Origin of the sequence: Pantoea sp. S18, from assembly GCF_045689705.1 — a bacterium.
Taxonomy (GTDB): domain Bacteria; phylum Pseudomonadota; class Gammaproteobacteria; order Enterobacterales; family Enterobacteriaceae; genus Pantoea; species Pantoea symbiotica.
In genome coordinates this window covers 639,162-653,331 of sequence record NZ_CP142688.1, presented here as the reverse complement: position 1 = coordinate 653,331, position 14,170 = coordinate 639,162, and the positions used below count along the sequence as shown (strand labels likewise).

At 54.6% G+C, this 14,170-nt stretch carries 13 protein-coding genes and 3 tRNA genes; 9 read left to right on the top strand and 7 right to left on the bottom strand.

Annotated features, from left to right (window positions below):
• Positions 1 to 127: 127 nt before the first annotated feature.
• The 4 genes from rsmC to VIJ98_RS02920 all read left to right on the top strand — a co-directional run bounded on the left by rsmC (position 128) and on the right by VIJ98_RS02920 (position 1,615).
• Complete coding sequence (gene rsmC, locus VIJ98_RS02935) at positions 128 to 1,159, top strand: 16S rRNA (guanine(1207)-N(2))-methyltransferase RsmC (protein ID WP_008101784.1); 1,032 nt, start codon at positions 128 to 130, stop codon at positions 1,157 to 1,159.
• Positions 1,160 to 1,291: 132 nt separating this feature from the next.
• Positions 1,292 to 1,378: transfer RNA gene (locus tag VIJ98_RS02930), tRNA-Leu, on the top strand.
• A 34-nt stretch (positions 1,379 to 1,412) separates the two neighbouring features.
• Positions 1,413 to 1,499: transfer RNA gene (locus VIJ98_RS02925), tRNA-Leu, on the top strand.
• 29 nt (positions 1,500 to 1,528) lie between these two features.
• Positions 1,529 to 1,615: transfer RNA gene (locus VIJ98_RS02920), tRNA-Leu, on the top strand.
• Between the two features lie 92 nt (positions 1,616 to 1,707).
• Here the strand turns inward: VIJ98_RS02920 and VIJ98_RS02915 are convergent.
• Positions 1,708 to 1,992 (bottom strand): DUF1435 domain-containing protein, encoded by a 285-nt coding sequence (locus tag VIJ98_RS02915; RefSeq protein ID WP_008107719.1) that lies wholly within the window; start codon positions 1,990 to 1,992, stop codon positions 1,708 to 1,710.
• Positions 1,993 to 2,220: 228 nt separating this feature from the next.
• On the opposite strand from VIJ98_RS02915, the gene VIJ98_RS02910 reads away from it, so the two are divergent.
• The 3 genes from VIJ98_RS02910 to VIJ98_RS02900 all read left to right on the top strand — a co-directional run bounded on the left by VIJ98_RS02910 (position 2,221) and on the right by VIJ98_RS02900 (position 4,804).
• Positions 2,221 to 3,315 carry a diguanylate cyclase gene (locus VIJ98_RS02910; protein WP_008107720.1) on the top strand — a complete coding sequence of 365 codons (1,095 nt, stop codon included), beginning with the start codon at positions 2,221 to 2,223 and terminating at the stop codon, positions 3,313 to 3,315.
• A gap of 134 nt (positions 3,316 to 3,449) precedes the next feature.
• Complete coding sequence (fhuF, locus tag VIJ98_RS02905; RefSeq protein WP_323272183.1) at positions 3,450 to 4,244, top strand: siderophore-iron reductase FhuF; 795 nt, start codon at positions 3,450 to 3,452, stop codon at positions 4,242 to 4,244.
• Positions 4,245 to 4,339: 95 nt separating this feature from the next.
• Complete coding sequence (locus tag VIJ98_RS02900; protein ID WP_277976776.1) at positions 4,340 to 4,804, top strand: YbaK/EbsC family protein; 465 nt, start codon at positions 4,340 to 4,342, stop codon at positions 4,802 to 4,804.
• On the opposite strand, the gene VIJ98_RS02895 is transcribed toward VIJ98_RS02900, so the two are convergent.
• The 4 genes from VIJ98_RS02895 to VIJ98_RS02880 form a co-directional block, all read right to left on the bottom strand.
• The gene (locus tag VIJ98_RS02895) at positions 4,801 to 6,021 is read right to left on the bottom strand and encodes an MFS transporter (RefSeq protein WP_008107723.1); all 1,221 of its coding nucleotides are present in this window, start codon (positions 6,019 to 6,021) and stop codon (positions 4,801 to 4,803) included. The two genes, VIJ98_RS02900 and VIJ98_RS02895, sit on opposite strands and share 4 nt — an antisense overlap.
• A 222-nt stretch (positions 6,022 to 6,243) precedes the next feature.
• Positions 6,244 to 7,221 (bottom strand): nucleoside hydrolase, encoded by a 978-nt coding sequence (locus VIJ98_RS02890; RefSeq protein ID WP_008107729.1) that lies wholly within the window; start codon positions 7,219 to 7,221, stop codon positions 6,244 to 6,246.
• 12 nt (positions 7,222 to 7,233) lie between these two features.
• Complete coding sequence (locus VIJ98_RS02885) at positions 7,234 to 8,256, bottom strand: LacI family DNA-binding transcriptional regulator (RefSeq protein WP_323272179.1); 1,023 nt, start codon at positions 8,254 to 8,256, stop codon at positions 7,234 to 7,236.
• A 75-nt stretch (positions 8,257 to 8,331) separates the two neighbouring features.
• Positions 8,332 to 9,714, bottom strand: coding sequence for an MFS transporter (locus VIJ98_RS02880; RefSeq protein ID WP_154154355.1), 1,383 nt, complete (start codon positions 9,712 to 9,714; stop codon positions 8,332 to 8,334).
• 583 nt (positions 9,715 to 10,297) lie between these two features.
• Between VIJ98_RS02880 and VIJ98_RS02875 the strand changes: the two genes are divergently transcribed.
• The gene (locus VIJ98_RS02875) at positions 10,298 to 10,852 is read left to right on the top strand and encodes a histidine phosphatase family protein (protein ID WP_154193074.1); all 555 of its coding nucleotides are present in this window, start codon (positions 10,298 to 10,300) and stop codon (positions 10,850 to 10,852) included.
• On the opposite strand, the gene VIJ98_RS02870 is transcribed toward VIJ98_RS02875, so the two are convergent.
• Positions 10,845 to 11,795, bottom strand: coding sequence for a WD40 repeat domain-containing protein (locus VIJ98_RS02870; protein ID WP_323272177.1), 951 nt, complete (start codon positions 11,793 to 11,795; stop codon positions 10,845 to 10,847). The two genes, VIJ98_RS02875 and VIJ98_RS02870, sit on opposite strands and share 8 nt — an antisense overlap.
• A 416-nt stretch (positions 11,796 to 12,211) precedes the next feature.
• Here VIJ98_RS02870 and VIJ98_RS02865 point away from each other — a divergent pair, with 416 nt between their 5' ends.
• A complete protein-coding gene (locus tag VIJ98_RS02865; protein ID WP_323272174.1) occupies positions 12,212 to 13,225 on the top strand; it encodes a capsular polysaccharide synthesis protein in 1,014 nt (337 codons plus the stop codon).
• On the opposite strand, the gene VIJ98_RS02860 is transcribed toward VIJ98_RS02865, so the two are convergent.
• Complete coding sequence (locus VIJ98_RS02860; protein WP_154193080.1) at positions 13,199 to 14,122, bottom strand: LysR family transcriptional regulator; 924 nt, start codon at positions 14,120 to 14,122, stop codon at positions 13,199 to 13,201. The two genes, VIJ98_RS02865 and VIJ98_RS02860, sit on opposite strands and share 27 nt — an antisense overlap.
• Positions 14,123 to 14,170 lie beyond the last annotated feature (48 nt).

Here is a 14,170-nt window from a genome sequence, read left to right as displayed (position 1 = left end):
GCAAACGAGTGAGGCCCGATGAGCTTACTTCAGGTAAGTGATTCGGGTGAGCGAGAGCAGCCAACGCACCTGTAACTTGAAGTATGACGTGTATATAATCGTCGCTCTGATTTAACAGGAGTGCTCCATGTCTGCTTTTACCCCGGCCAGCGAAGTGATTCTGCGCCACAGTGATGAATTTACCGCCCGCCACGTGTTGTTTGCTGGCGACCTGCAGGATGACCTGCCCGCCCAGCTAGAAACCGCGTCGAGCCGCGTGCATACCCAGCAATATCATCACTGGCAGAACCTTAGCCATCGCCTTGGTGAACGTGCGGTTTACAGCATGGTCGCAACCGCTGCCGATGTTGAAGGCTGCGATACGCTGGTTTATTACTGGTCGAAGAACAAACCCGAAGCGCAGTACCAGCTGCAAAACCTGCTCTCTCTGCTGCCGGTTGGCTGCGATATCTTCGTGGTGGGTGAAAACCGCAGCGGCGTGCGCAGCGCCGAAGGCATGCTGGAAGAGTGGGCAACGCTGGAGAAAGTCGACAGCGCGCGTCGTTGCGGCTTGTATCACGGTCGTCTTGATAAGCAGCCGACCTTTGATGCCAGCAGCTACGGCAATACCTATCAGCTCGAGGATCTCACCATCCATACCTTGCCAGGCGTGTTCAGCCGCGATGGTCTGGATATCGGCAGCGATCTGCTGCTCTCCACGCTGACGCCGCACTTCCGTGGCAAAGTGTTGGATATCGGTTGTGGCAGCGGCGTGCTGGCGACCGTAATGGCGAAAGTGTCGCCGCGCGTACGTTTGTGGCTGTGTGATGTGCATGCTGCTGCGATTGAGGCGAGTAAAGCCACACTGGCCGCCAACGAACTGGAAGGTGAAGTGTTTGCCAGTAACGTGTTCTCTGACGTTACCGGCCGTTTTGACATGATCATCTCCAACCCGCCGTTCCACGATGGCTTGCAAACCAGCCTTGAAGCAGCCAACACGCTGATTCGCGGTGCGCTTAAGCATCTGAACAGCGGCGGCGAACTACGTATCGTGGCTAACGCCTTCCTGCCGTATCCGCAAATTCTCGATGAAACCTTCGGCAATCACGAAGTGCTGGCGCAAACCGGACGCTTCAAAGTCTATCGCGCCGTCTACGGTCGCGGTGCCAAAACACGTTAATTCAAGCGCGGCGGCAGAAACGTTGCTTTTTACAGCGATCGTTTTGCCGTCGCGAAATATGTGTTGACGCAATGAGTAAAATCTCTAAAATGCGCCTCCGTGGTTAGCAATACTTTAGGGTGTTGTTAGTTTGCGATGGTGGCGGAATTGGTAGACGCGCTAGCTTCAGGTGTTAGTGTTCTTACGGACGTGAGGGTTCAAGTCCCTCCCTTCGCACCAAACTAAAATCACACAGTTTATATCTGCGCACTGAGCGATGGTGGCGGAATTGGTAGACGCGCTAGCTTCAGGTGTTAGTGTTCTTACGGACGTGAGGGTTCAAGTCCCTCCCTTCGCACCAATGCGACGATATAAACAGACAACTAAGATGCGATGGTGGCGGAATTGGTAGACGCGCTAGCTTCAGGTGTTAGTGTTCTTACGGACGTGAGGGTTCAAGTCCCTCCCTTCGCACCAACAGTTGTCACTCCTTTCGAGCAGTAAATTCCCAAAAAGATTTTCAACGAACTTCACGCTCTCAGCGTGATGTTGTCGTTTCTGCGATTTGATCAGATGACGTGGAAATTGACCGACACCGCCGCTAATCCGCCCGCCAATGCCAGACAAGACGGCAGCAATAAATAGTGACGCAGGCGATGATGAAACAGCATCACCACGGTCAGCAGCAGCGCCACAATCATTACCACCCGCCACTGACTGAAACTCGGTTCCCATAACGCGAAAACCGGCATAGCCGCGCAGGGTAATAATACGCCCCAGCCGCTATCCAGACGTTTACCCATTATCCAGCTCACGCCCCAAAGTCCGCAGGCGGCCATTATCGCCATGATCATCGCGCAGCCCTCAAATGATAAATATTCGTATTATCATATGACAATATTTCTCATCTTGCAGCGAATTTTTTGTCGCAAGCCATGCCGGATGACAGAATTACTGGAAAATGCTAAATTGCCGCCGATAACAATATCGCTAACACAACAATAACGTGCTCTCTATCCGGGTAGGTAAACTATTACTTACGGGTAGCGCTTTGATATATCAGGGCTGTCACGAGAATAATAATGAAATTACAATCTTATGATGAGTTGAAACAGAGTAAATATCGGCTGTCGCTGATGCTATTTCTGTTTCTTAATGTCGCCGTTTCGCTTTTTTGCCTGCTGCCGATTTTAGGCAGCGACAGCCCAATCCGCTCGCTGCCGGTGGCCGTTGTGGCGGGCTTCAGCTCCACGCTGCTGGTTATTTGTTTAATGGCGTCAAAACAAAAATTACCGCTATTAAATCCTGTCGCTTTTATATTGGGTGCGCTGTGGGCGTGGCATATTAACCACAGATATCATCTGGTTTACTATTTTGATGGCAGCTTTTTAATTATCAGCCTGTTAAGCGTTTTCTTTATCAGTGCAATTGCGCTGAGTGATTATTTGATCGCATTTTGTTTACACATCACGCCGCCGGTATTAACCGTGCTGTTATTGGATGATGGTCAGCATTTAATGATGATCTTATTCACTATTACACTGCCGTTAATCGGCTTTTCACTGCACCATTTAATGCGTCGTCGCTTTGATACCTTTACCCGTCGGCTGGTGAGCCAGCTGTATGAGGAAAAAGAGAGCTTCAGCGATTTAAGCATGCTCGATCCGCTTACCGGCTTGTACAACCGCCGTGGATTGAAGAATCGGCTTGATACCATTATGGAAAACCACGCCGGCAGCCACTTTGTGCTACTGCTGGATATCGACCACTTCAAAGCCTACAACGACAATTACGGCCATGCGATGGGCGATCAGGCGCTGGCGCGCGTGTCCGTGGCAATCCGCGACGCGGTGCGTTCGCGCGATGTGGTGACGCGCTACGGCGGCGAAGAGTTTCTGGTGCTGATGACCAACGTGAACGCCTCGATTGCGATGAAACTGGCGGAGCGCATTCGTCAGTACGTGGTGGATTTGGAAATTCCGCATCGCTTCAATGAGAAAGTGTCGACGCACGTCACCATCAGCGCGGGGATCGCGCCCATCTTCGACGAAGATTTTGACCAGGCGGTGGCCAATGCCGATCGCGCACTGTATGTGGCGAAAAATCAGGGACGTAACACCATTTTAGCGTGGGAAGATTTGCCGAAATTGACCCAGGCGAGTGACAACCTGGCGTAAGGTTTTGCTGGTCGCCATGAATGACGACCCTACGCTTACCTCGCCAAGCTTTGCCGTATGTGCAGAAATGTTGTTCAAAACGACGGGAACGATTATCATTTGTCTCTCGATTCCCGTTATCACTCAGGACCGGCATGGCCATCATCACGCGTCAGGATCATCGCTTTAGCGAGCATCCACTGATCTTTATGCAGAGCGATCGCAGTTTAGCGAGCGCGCTGGAAGATCTGATGCGCGATCAACGCAGCTACATGCTGGATAACCTCAAGCTCGGCCAACCGGCACCCGCCGGGACCTTAACGCTGGCCGAGTGGTCCAATCCGCTTCACTATCGCCGTCTGACGCAGCGCTACAGCGATTATCTCTATCGCGATCATCCCGATGTGCAGCAGGAAGCTAAGCCGCTGCAGTCACTGTGGGCGCAATGGTATTTTGGTCTGCTGCTGCCACCGCTAATGATGGCGTTATTGCAGGAACCGCGCGCGCTGAACTGCTCGCCACATCTGATTCACGTTGAGTTCCACGAAAACGGTCATCCGTGCGCTTTCTGGCTGGATGTGCAGGAAGATGACGATGCGCGCTACCTCAATGCCCAGCAGCGTATCGATCGCCTGATTCAGCAATGCCTGATTCCGGCAGTGAACGGCATGACGCAGCACGGTGATATCAATGCGAAGCTCATCTGGAACAACATGGGCTTTTCGTTTTACTGGTTCCTCGGTGAGCTGAAAAACCAGCTGCCGGAAGAGACGATTTTGCAGTTAGAGCAGGCGCTATTTTTCACTCAGTCACTGCTCGATGGCAGCGATAACCCGCTGTATCGCACCATGATCCCGCGCAATGGCGAAATGGAGCGACGCAGCTGCTGCCAGCGCTATCGCATCCCCGATGTAGAACGTTGTGGTAACTGCACGTTAAAAGCGGTGTAGCACCCGCGCATTCTGTTACAGATTCTCCTTTTCTCCCGTTTACACTTTTCCAGGCTTATGGCATTTTTTTGGCTCTGTTTTTACCGGAGATAACAATGAGCCTGGAGTCGGTACGGCACTTTTTTGCCGAACATGCACCGGATATCGACATCATCGAGATGCCGGAAAGCACCGCCACCGTTGAGCTGGCCGCACGCGTTCATGGCGTTCAGCCTGGGCAAATAGCCAAAACCCTGTCGCTGAAAGTGAAGGATGCCATCGTGCTGATCGTCACGCGCGGCGATGCGCGTCTCGACAACCGCAAGCTGAAAGCTGCGCTCGGCGCCAAGGCGCGCATGTTAAGCGTGGATGAAGTGGTGAACTGGACCGGACATCCGGTCGGCGGCGTCTGTCCGTTCGGGCTGGAAAATCCGCTGACCGTCTATTGCGATGTGTCGCTGCGCAGCTTTGACGAAGTGCTGCCAGCAGCAGGATCGATTCATAGCGCGGTACGCATTGCGCCGCAGCGCATGGCAGAACTCACTGCGGCGAAATGGGTTGACGTCTGCGAGGCGCTTTAACGCGACTCGCGCGCGGCAGCACCGGAGATTTCGATGCCGCGCGTCTCCCGACCAAAAGCCACCAACACGCAAATCAGCACCGCCACCGTTCCGGCGACAATCGCCATCCCCAAACCATAATTGCCGCCGTGTGCCTCGGCAATACGCGACTGCACCGTCGCATTCACTGAGGCAATCAAATTCCCTAGCTGATAGACAAATCCCGGCAGCACCGCGCGCGCGTTGGCGGGCACCAGTTCGGTGAGATAGGTCGGCACCACACCCCACGCGCCCTGCACCATAAACTGCATCAGAAACGCGCCGATACCGATCATCCATGAACCGCTGGAGAAGGCCCACAGCGGCAGCACCGGCAGCGCGAGGAACGACGCCAGAATAATCGCGCGCTTGCGACCAATGCGCTCGGAGAGTGCGCCAAAGGTAATGCCGCCTAGCATCGCCGCGATGTTGTAGCTAATAGCAATGATGCTGACGGTGTGCGGATCAAACTGATGCTGCACTTTCAGGAAGGTGGGATAGAGATCCTGCGTACCGTGGCTAAAGAAGTTAAAGCAGGCCATCAGCAGCACCATATAGATACAGATTTTCCAGTGCTGGCGGATAATCGGCAGCAGCGCATTGCTCTCTTTACGCTCGCGCGCCGCCAGCCACACCGGCGATTCTGGCACTTTAAAGTAGATAAACGGTAGCAGCAGAATCGGCAACGCGCCGATCAGGAACATGCCGCGCCAGCCGACCGTTTCGAAGAACAAACCAAAAATCACCGACGCCAGCAGATAGCCGCATGGATAACCGGCCTGGAAGATGCCAGACATCAAGCCGCGCGAGCGATCCGGAATGGTTTCCAGCGCCAGCGACGACGCCACGCCCCAAATGCCGCCCATCGCCACGCCGTAAATCACGCGGAAACCAAGGAACGCCGTGAAGGTTGGCGACCACGCCGAAAGCAGTTCAAACGCCGAGAACATCACGATATTGAGCATCAGAATCGGTCGGCGGCCATATTTCTCCGCCAGCCTTCCAAACAGCAGCGCGCCGATCGGACGCACGGCGAGCGTGAGCATGATGGCGAGGGAAACATCGGAGACGCTGGTATGGAAATACTGGGCAAGATCGCTGAGGACAAACACTAAGATAAAGAAGTCGAACGCATCCAGCGTCCAGCTCGCGAAACTGGCAAAAGCCACGTTGCGCTGGGTCGCAGTCCAGTTGAACATGTTGTTATCCTGTCTGATTAGCTTCCGGATCGTTGGCCGGATTTATTGTAGAAGTTACCGCGCGAATAATTTCACGAGTTACTATTATGTTAACTATTTGTATATAGCATGTCAGAAAGGCGGGCTGGGACGGGAATTGTCAGCGAGTGATTCGCGGTGTAAAAAAGCGTGTCATGTTGAAGAGGAAGGTCGCCATAAATGGCGACCCTACAGTGACGGACGTTACAACTGATTAAACGCCTTTTCGATCATCTCCAGCAGCAGCGCGTTATTGACGGTTTGAATCACATGCACCAATGCGCCGGTCTGCGGCGGCACGCCGATATCCAAACGCAGCGGCGTGCGATAACGCCAGCTTTTGCCACGCGTGGCACCGGGACGCAGCTCAATATCCACATGATAATCCACGCCGTCGGCGACACGCTGATTCAGCAACCATGCCACCACCAGCGCATCATGAATCCAGCAGCCGGGCAAATGGCGGGTGCGAATCGAATAATCGATCCACGGACGTAACGTCTCGCGCACAAACTGTGGCAACGGATGATCGTTGGCGGTGAGCCGCGTGAGATCCTGCTGCGTCATCAAGGTTTGCGTGGTGGCATCCATCGGTACCAGCGTGATGGTCGCGCCGCTGTGCAGTACCTGATGCGCCGCTTCCGGATCGAGGCCAAAATTGGTGTCTTTGATGTAATCATCCAGCGCGAACACGCCGCCCATAATCACAATCTCTGCCACCGATTCCGCCATCGCCGGATAACGCTGCAGCGCCAGCGCCACGTTAGTCAGCGGGCCGATCGCCACCAGCGTAAACTCGCCGGGATTGTCACAAATCAGTTGGCCCATTACGCCAGCCGCATCATGCCCATCTGCCGGAATACGCTGTGGCTGCCGCACGCCGCGCCACAGTTCACCGAGCTTTTCATCGGCAACGTGGTCGAGACGCGCACGCCACGGCGCAGGATCTTCGCGCAGCGCCTGCAACGCGCCCTGCACCACCGGAATGTTGCGTCCCAATCGCTGCAGCAGATCTTTGGCGACCTGCGCACCGACCGCGCTCGGCGTGTTGCCGGTGACGGTGGTAATCAGTTCCAGCGACAGCGACTTTGAAGCCAATGCTAACGCCAGCGCAAGGCCGTCGTCGGTGTTGGCGCCCGCTATACCGTTTCCCGGATCACAATCGATAATCAATCTTTTCATAGTGTTATAGTTTTATTGTTGTTGAGTAAGCTGGCAGCCACAGGACTCACCGATTTCTAAATGGTGAGGGAATTCCGCCAGCTTTGCGTCGCCATCCCAATTTTTGAGCATGGCAATCGCACTGCGCGCCATATCACGCAGCGGCTGACGGACGGTGGTGAGCGTCGGCACATGAAACGCCGACTGATCGGTACCGTTAAAACACACCAGCGCGACATCCTGCGGCACGCGCAGTCCATGCTCCGACAGCGCACGAATGCAGCCAATCGCCTGGCCTTCATTACTGGTAAACAGCGCGCGCGGCACACGCCCGCTAGCCACCATGCGCTGCGCGGCGTCGTAACCGCCCTGCCGCGTGTAGCTGGCCGGGAAAATCATCGCCTCATCCGCCAGCAATCCTTTCTGCGCCAGCGCATCGCGCCAGCCCTGAATACGATCCTGCGCGTTAAGCATGTCCAGTGGACCGCTGATCATCCCAACCTGCTGATAACCGTGGCTGAGCAGATGCGCCGTCACCTGGCACGCCGCTTCGCGCTCATTGACGCGCAGCATGCCGACGCCCGGACGTGGCTCAATGCGATCCAGCATCACCAGCGGCGTTCCGCTGGCCTGAATCACATCAATGTAGGGATGGCGATCGACGCTGTTGTAAAACAGGCCATCAACCTGACGATTTAACAGACCCTGAATAATCTCCAGCTCGCGTTTGCGATCGTCACCGGCATCACCCAACAACATGACGTGGCCATGATTCATCGACTCCTGCAACAGCATGTGCGCCATCGAAGCAACAAAGGGATTACCGATGTTCGGCACCACTAAACCAAAGGTTTTGGTGCTGCCCGAAGCCAGCGCGCGCGCCACCGCATTAGGGCGATAGCCGGTCTGTTTGATCGCTTCCAGCACGCGCTGACGCGTGGCTTCTGCCACCGGTCGCGGGCCGTTATTGATCACGTAACTGACCACCGCCACCGAGGTGCCGGCGATTTTTGCCACGTCCGTGCGCGTTACGTTTCCGGTTGGAGATTTCGCCATTCCTTTGCCCCTGCGTAAATGCCATTGACCGGAATCTCCGGCCAATGGTGATGATGGTTTACGCGATCCTGCTGGTCAGATGGCATCTTCCGGCAGATTGAGATCGCGCCCGCGCGTTTCCGGCGCCACGAAAGTGGTGAGAAAACCGATGCTGGCCATCGCCGTGAAGTAAACCGCAATCGGCCACCAGTGTCCGGTAAACGACAGCAGCGCCGCCGCCACTAATGGCGCGGTGCCTCCTGAAAGGATAGACCCCAGCTCTTTCGCTACCGCCATCTTGGTGTAACGACGCTTCACGCCAAACATCTCGACGCCCCACGCCGCCTGCACGCCGAAAATACCCAGCGATGCCAGCGCCATACCGACCACGATCACCGCCATCACAATCGCCGGATCGCGGCTGTCCATCAGGCTAAAGGCAGGCCAGGCGTAGAACATCAGCAATAAGCAGAAGCAGCGATAAGTAATGCGGCGACCAAAGCGATCCGACAGCCAACCGGCAAACGGAATAATCAGGAAGCCAAGTAAGGACGCGATGAATACCGCCGTGGTGGGCACCGATTTGTCGAGCATCAGTACTTTGGCGACATAACCGACAATAAAGCCCTGCGCCAGATAAGAAGGGCCGTTTTCACCGATACGTAAACCGACCATGGTCCAGAAGGCGCGGGTGCGGCGCCAGAAGCTGCGCGTATCCACTTCTTCTTTCGCCTGCGCCAGCGTGGCGTTTCGTTCGGCCTGCAATTCCGCCTGTTGGCGTTCAAACACCGGCGTTTCACGCAGATTGCGACGAATCCACAACGCCACCACCGCAATCAGCACGCTGCTGAGGAACGGAATACGCCAGCCCCACGCCAGCAAGCTCTCTTTGTCCATCTGGATCACCGCCAGCCATACCAGCGACGCAATCAGCGTGCCGCTGTTTGAGCCCAGCGCAATCACCGACGAAACCAAACCGCGACGTTCAACCGGTGCATATTCGCCCAGCATCACCGTTCCGCCGGACAACTCTGCGCCCGCCCCCAAACCCTGGGTAAAGCGCAGCAGCACCAGACATGCGGGAGCCCAGACGCCAATGCTGGCATAGGAAGGAATCAAACCGATCAGTGTTGTGGAGGCGCCCATCAGAATGATGGTTGAGATCATTACCGTTTTGCGTCCCTTGCGATCGCCAATCCAGCCGAACAGCAAGGCACCAATCGGGCGAGCAATAAAGCCCACCGACCAAGTGGCAAAACTCGAGAGCAAGGCGATAGCAGGCGTGGCTTCGGGGAAGAAGACGTCACCAAAGATAATGCCGGCGGCGAGGCCATAGAGCGCAAAATCCGCATATTCCATCGCGGTGCCAAGCCAGCAGGAGAACGTGGCGCGCCAGAAATCTTTACGGCCGGAAGATGTTTCAAGCCGCGCGTCGGCAGCTGAGGAGGATGTCAGTGAGCTTTGTTGCGAAACCGTCATAACCCATTCCCTGAAAGAGGTAAAAACAGCAAACGCCCTTCCGTGGGTCAGTTCCCTTGCAACAAGCGGAACTCCCCGGTGGCGACGTTCAGTAGGCAAACCTGGATGAAAAATCAGTAATGAATTCCCTGGTGTTGGAATCCGCTTCTTCGCCTGTTCCCGCCGATGTAATTTTCATCGATCGCATTAGTGAGGCAAATGTAACTGGGTCATCTCAAGGCCAACTTCGTCTCTGGCACCGTGAGTTATCACTATGGAGATAGTCTATCTACGCGCGTAGATAAATCAAGTGATAATAGAGAAATTTATTAGATAAACTTCACTATAACTCATGAAAACAAGGCAAAAATGGCGTCAAATTATGACATTACATCTAATGCATGGCGCAAGAATTGTCTTATTGAAGCTTGATTGACGATTATTGCTTACCATTTAACGGCGCAGGCTAACTCTTCATCGCGCTGTTTTTCGCACAGTTCAGTTAAGGTTTAATGACAAACAGGCAATACTCTTAAATCCCGTCATGGATGCGCGACTTACTCAACGTCTGCATTACACTGGAGCAATACCACTCAGGAGCGCTATGACCATTATTCTTATGCGACACGGTAAACCCGATCATCCGGTCAATGGGCGCTTTTCGGCGCGGGCATTGGCTGACTGGTGTGAAGGTTACGATCAGGCTGATATTTGCGACTCCCCGCCGCCGCGCAGTCAGACCATTGCGCGCCTCGCGAGTGTGATCGCCACCAGCCCGCTGCCGCGCGCCCGTTCGTCGTTAACGCGTCTGGGTTTACAGCCGCACGCGGTGGATGAGGTTTTTAGCGAAGTCGCGATACCGACGTTGCCGTTTGAGCGCCTGCATCTGCCGCTCAACGTCTGGCTGGCGCTATTACGCCTGTTATGGCTGTGCGGCTATAGCGGCCATGTCGAATCGGTGCAGCATGCGCGTCAACGCGCCCGTCTGGCGGCAGATAAACTGGTGACGCTGTCGCAGCAAGGCACGGTGTTATTGGTCGGTCACGGCATTATGAACAAGCTGATTGCGCGTGAGTTACGCAAGCGCGGCTGGCAGGCCGAAAAACATGCCAGCAGCCGCCACTGGAGCAGTGCGATTTATCATCGTCCATTCATTTAAGTTGGAAGTAGCTCAGCACCTCACAACCGGTACCGGCTTGCGGCGTGGCAATCACCTTCATCTGCTGCAAATCAATCAGGCTGAGCGAACCGTCGCCCTCATTCGCAATCAGCAAGCTGCGATTATCCTCACTGAAGCAGCCATCCATCGGCTTATTGCCAACCTGAGTGTCGCCGAGCGGATTGAGCAGATCGTCAAACAGCGTTACCACCGGCTCCTGATCGCCAATCGCCACCAGCCGCTCGCCGTTGGCACTGAAACGCACTACCTGACAGGGTTGCTGATGGCCCGGCAATGTCAGGCGCTGGCGGATGCGATGACTTTGCCGATCCACCACATACAGCAACGGCGCATCGGCGGCGCTCGCCACCAGATAAGGATGTTTAGGCGAAGCGGCGATGCCAGAAATTGGGCCGGGCATCAGGATGTTGTCGATAATCCGCCCTTCCGCCTCACACAAATCCACCACGGTAATGCTGGCGTCCTCTTCATTTTCGGTAAACAACTTGCGGCCGCTGGGCGACAAGGTAAGTCGGTGCGCATTGTGCGAAGGCAGTTGAATGGTTTTCTCCACGCGATCGCTAACCGGATCAATCACTGCCACCAGCGCGCTGTTTTCACAGCAGAGATAAACTTTGCCGTCACGTCCTAACTGGCCGCTGTGCGGTGCCTTTAGCGGCGACAAATCGATAAAACCGCTGATCTGCCGCAGGCGTAGATCGATGATCGCCACTTTATGGCCAGGATGCGGATTGTCGCCGTGAATGCCGTCGCCGTAGATCGGCACGTAAGCTTTTTCCAGCTGTGGCAGCATCAGAAGCTCGTGTGGACGCGGCGGAAAAGCATTTAACTCTTGCTCAACGGCAAAGGTTTCGGGATTGAGAAACAGCACGCGATTGCCCTGCTTATCGACCGCCAATAATCCACGGTTGTGTCGCTGCATAGTGTCTCCTTTTGTTGATCACCAGCTTTAAGCGTAGCTAACCCTCACTCAGGGTGGGATTTTCCCGGCAGACCAGCGAAAAATGCAGCCAGGTTAACAAGTGATCTCACGCGCACTTTTTAATCTCACCCGCGACTTACGCCACGCCCTGCTTATTTTATTAGGAATAGTCTTAATGCGATAAAATAGAATAACCAACAATTCACGCGATTATTTATTGTTAATTTAAAGCTTAACGGATCCTTGATTTTCCGGTTTATCTGAAAGGATCAAAAAGTGATAGCCGCATCGCACAGAATGTTTTATTAAGCATAGGAGAGTACTTTTTTTTACACACAGCCTAAAGGACAATCAAGAGCGCTCAGCGCCGCGATCAGGGACGCCTTGCCACCATAATCACAATAATCAGGTGCATCATGAATAAAAAACGCCTTCAGCCAGCGTTAACCCTCTGGCATAACTGGAAAAGACTCGCTTTTACCAGCCAGACTTTCCTGCAGAAAAAACAGCATACTGCGCTCTGTGCGCCGGAATACGATCCCAGCGAAGAGGACAATATCGTGTTACTTTCTGGCGAAAAAGATCTGCCAGAGATTACAAAGAAAGTCTGGATGTATTGGGATAATGAATATTTACCGAAATCACTGGCATTAAATATTAAAAAGATTCGTCAGGATAATCCCGACCATGAAATCCATTTATTAAATCGTTTAACGGTAAAAGAAGTTTTACCGGATTTTATATTCACCTCGACCCAATTAACCGCCCAGCAAAGAAGCGAAGTGATTCGCCTGGAATTACTGCTGCGCTATGGCGGCATTGCCATTGATTGCAGCACCTTATTATTTGAAGATCTCTCCTGGGTGCATCGCGCGCATCAGGAACGTTGTATGGATGTGATTGGTTATTATCACGAAAACGCCACCGTCAACTATCTCGCGCCGGTGATTGAGAGCTGGTTCCTGGCGGCGACCGCCAATAATCCCTTTATCCGCGAATGGCAAAAACATTACGCGCCGATCAAACATCTCGGCGAACAGAATTACTTCAGTGAATTGACCAAGCGCGATGATTATTCCCTGCTAACGCAGAAGATTGCGCAGCCGGAGCAGCAATTAGGTTCACTGGCGCAGCAGATCGCCATGCGCGAACATCGCCGGGTGAATCTCTACCTGCGTAAATGCGAGGCCAACGCCTATTACTATCAGCGTTTAAGTGGCTGGAAGAGCGAGGCGTTTGCCCACGCGGTGCTGTTTCACCAGCGTCCACTCACGCCACCGCCAGTGATTAAACTCAGCGGCAATGAGCAGCTGCATCTCGACTTCAACCTGCGGCTCGGCCATTACAACCGCAGCAGTTTGTTGGGTCAGATGATGCAAACGCCTGCGCCGATCGCGCTGGCTTCACCCATCAACAAAGCGCGCGCGTAACCAATGGATAAAGGTGGTCACCGCCCGTGGCACCTGTGCGGCATACGGGCGCACCACCCACAACCGGGCGGCGAAGGCATCCACCGCTTGCCACTGCGGCAGCACCTGCTGCAGCGTGCCGCTGGCTAATGCCGCGCTGGCGCTGAAGTCCGGCAGCATCGCAATGCCCAAACCTTGCAATGCAGCATCACGGATCGACTCGCTGTTGTTGGTGGCAAAATTACCCTGAATCTTTACCTGCACGGTTTCGCTGCCGCCGTCCGCTAATCGAAAGCGCCACTGCGGCGACTCGAGTCCGCGCGGGTAATAAAGACAATTGTGCTGCTGCAACGCCTGCGGTGAATCCGGCAAACCGTTCTGCGCCAGATACGCCGGCGACGCCACCAGCAGCGCGCGGGTTTCACACAGCGGCAGCGCAACATGTGTTTCCGGCAGGCTATCGCTGTGGCGAATCGCCAGATCAAACCCTTCACTGCCGAGCGACACCAGACGATCGGTGACGTCCAGCTGCAAGCGCACCTGCGGATAGTCGCGCAAGAAATCGCCGATGATCGGCACCAGCTGCTGACGCGCAAACGCCACCGGCGCAGTCACGCGCACCATGCCGCGCACCGGACCCGCTTCATCACGTACGCTGAAAAAGCTCTGTGCGATACGCGCAAAGGGATCGCGCAGCTCATCCACCAGCTTTTCACCGGCAGAGGTCAGCCGCACGCTGCGCGTGGTGCGCTGCACTAACGCCACACCCGCCATCTTTTCCAGCTCTTTAATCTTCTGACTCATTGCCGCTTTGCTGACGTCTAATCGTTCCGCCGCGCGCGTAAAACTGCCGAGCTCAGCCAGCACGGTTAACCAGTGCAAATGGACCCAAAGGCTATCTGTTTTAATTTCTTTCATATCGATTGTTCAAAATAATAAATAATCATTTCAACCAGCGCGCTTTTT

What these genes read in the sequence shown, in the direction of transcription:
- VIJ98_RS02915 (WP_008107719.1), bottom strand. Translation starts at nt 1,992, where the DNA reads ATGATCATGGCGATAATGGCCGCCTGCGGACTTTGGGGCGTGAGCTGG.
- VIJ98_RS02910 (WP_008107720.1), top strand. Translation starts at nt 2,221, where the DNA reads ATGAAATTACAATCTTATGATGAGTTGAAACAGAGTAAATATCGGCTG.
- VIJ98_RS02895 (WP_008107723.1), bottom strand. Translation starts at nt 6,021, where the DNA reads ATGTTCAACTGGACTGCGACCCAGCGCAACGTGGCTTTTGCCAGTTTC.
- VIJ98_RS02860 (WP_154193080.1), bottom strand. Translation starts at nt 14,122, where the DNA reads ATGAAAGAAATTAAAACAGATAGCCTTTGGGTCCATTTGCACTGGTTA.
- VIJ98_RS02875 (WP_154193074.1), top strand. Translation starts at nt 10,298, where the DNA reads ATGACCATTATTCTTATGCGACACGGTAAACCCGATCATCCGGTCAAT.
- VIJ98_RS02885 (WP_323272179.1), bottom strand. Translation starts at nt 8,256, where the DNA reads ATGGCGAAATCTCCAACCGGAAACGTAACGCGCACGGACGTGGCAAAA.
- VIJ98_RS02900 (WP_277976776.1), top strand. Translation starts at nt 4,340, where the DNA reads ATGAGCCTGGAGTCGGTACGGCACTTTTTTGCCGAACATGCACCGGAT.
- fhuF (WP_323272183.1), top strand. Translation starts at nt 3,450, where the DNA reads ATGGCCATCATCACGCGTCAGGATCATCGCTTTAGCGAGCATCCACTG.
- VIJ98_RS02890 (WP_008107729.1), bottom strand. Translation starts at nt 7,221, where the DNA reads ATGAAAAGATTGATTATCGATTGTGATCCGGGAAACGGTATAGCGGGC.
- VIJ98_RS02880 (WP_154154355.1), bottom strand. Translation starts at nt 9,714, where the DNA reads ATGACGGTTTCGCAACAAAGCTCACTGACATCCTCCTCAGCTGCCGAC.
- VIJ98_RS02870 (WP_323272177.1), bottom strand. Translation starts at nt 11,795, where the DNA reads ATGCAGCGACACAACCGTGGATTATTGGCGGTCGATAAGCAGGGCAAT.
- rsmC (WP_008101784.1), top strand. Translation starts at nt 128, where the DNA reads ATGTCTGCTTTTACCCCGGCCAGCGAAGTGATTCTGCGCCACAGTGAT.
- VIJ98_RS02865 (WP_323272174.1), top strand. Translation starts at nt 12,212, where the DNA reads ATGAATAAAAAACGCCTTCAGCCAGCGTTAACCCTCTGGCATAACTGG.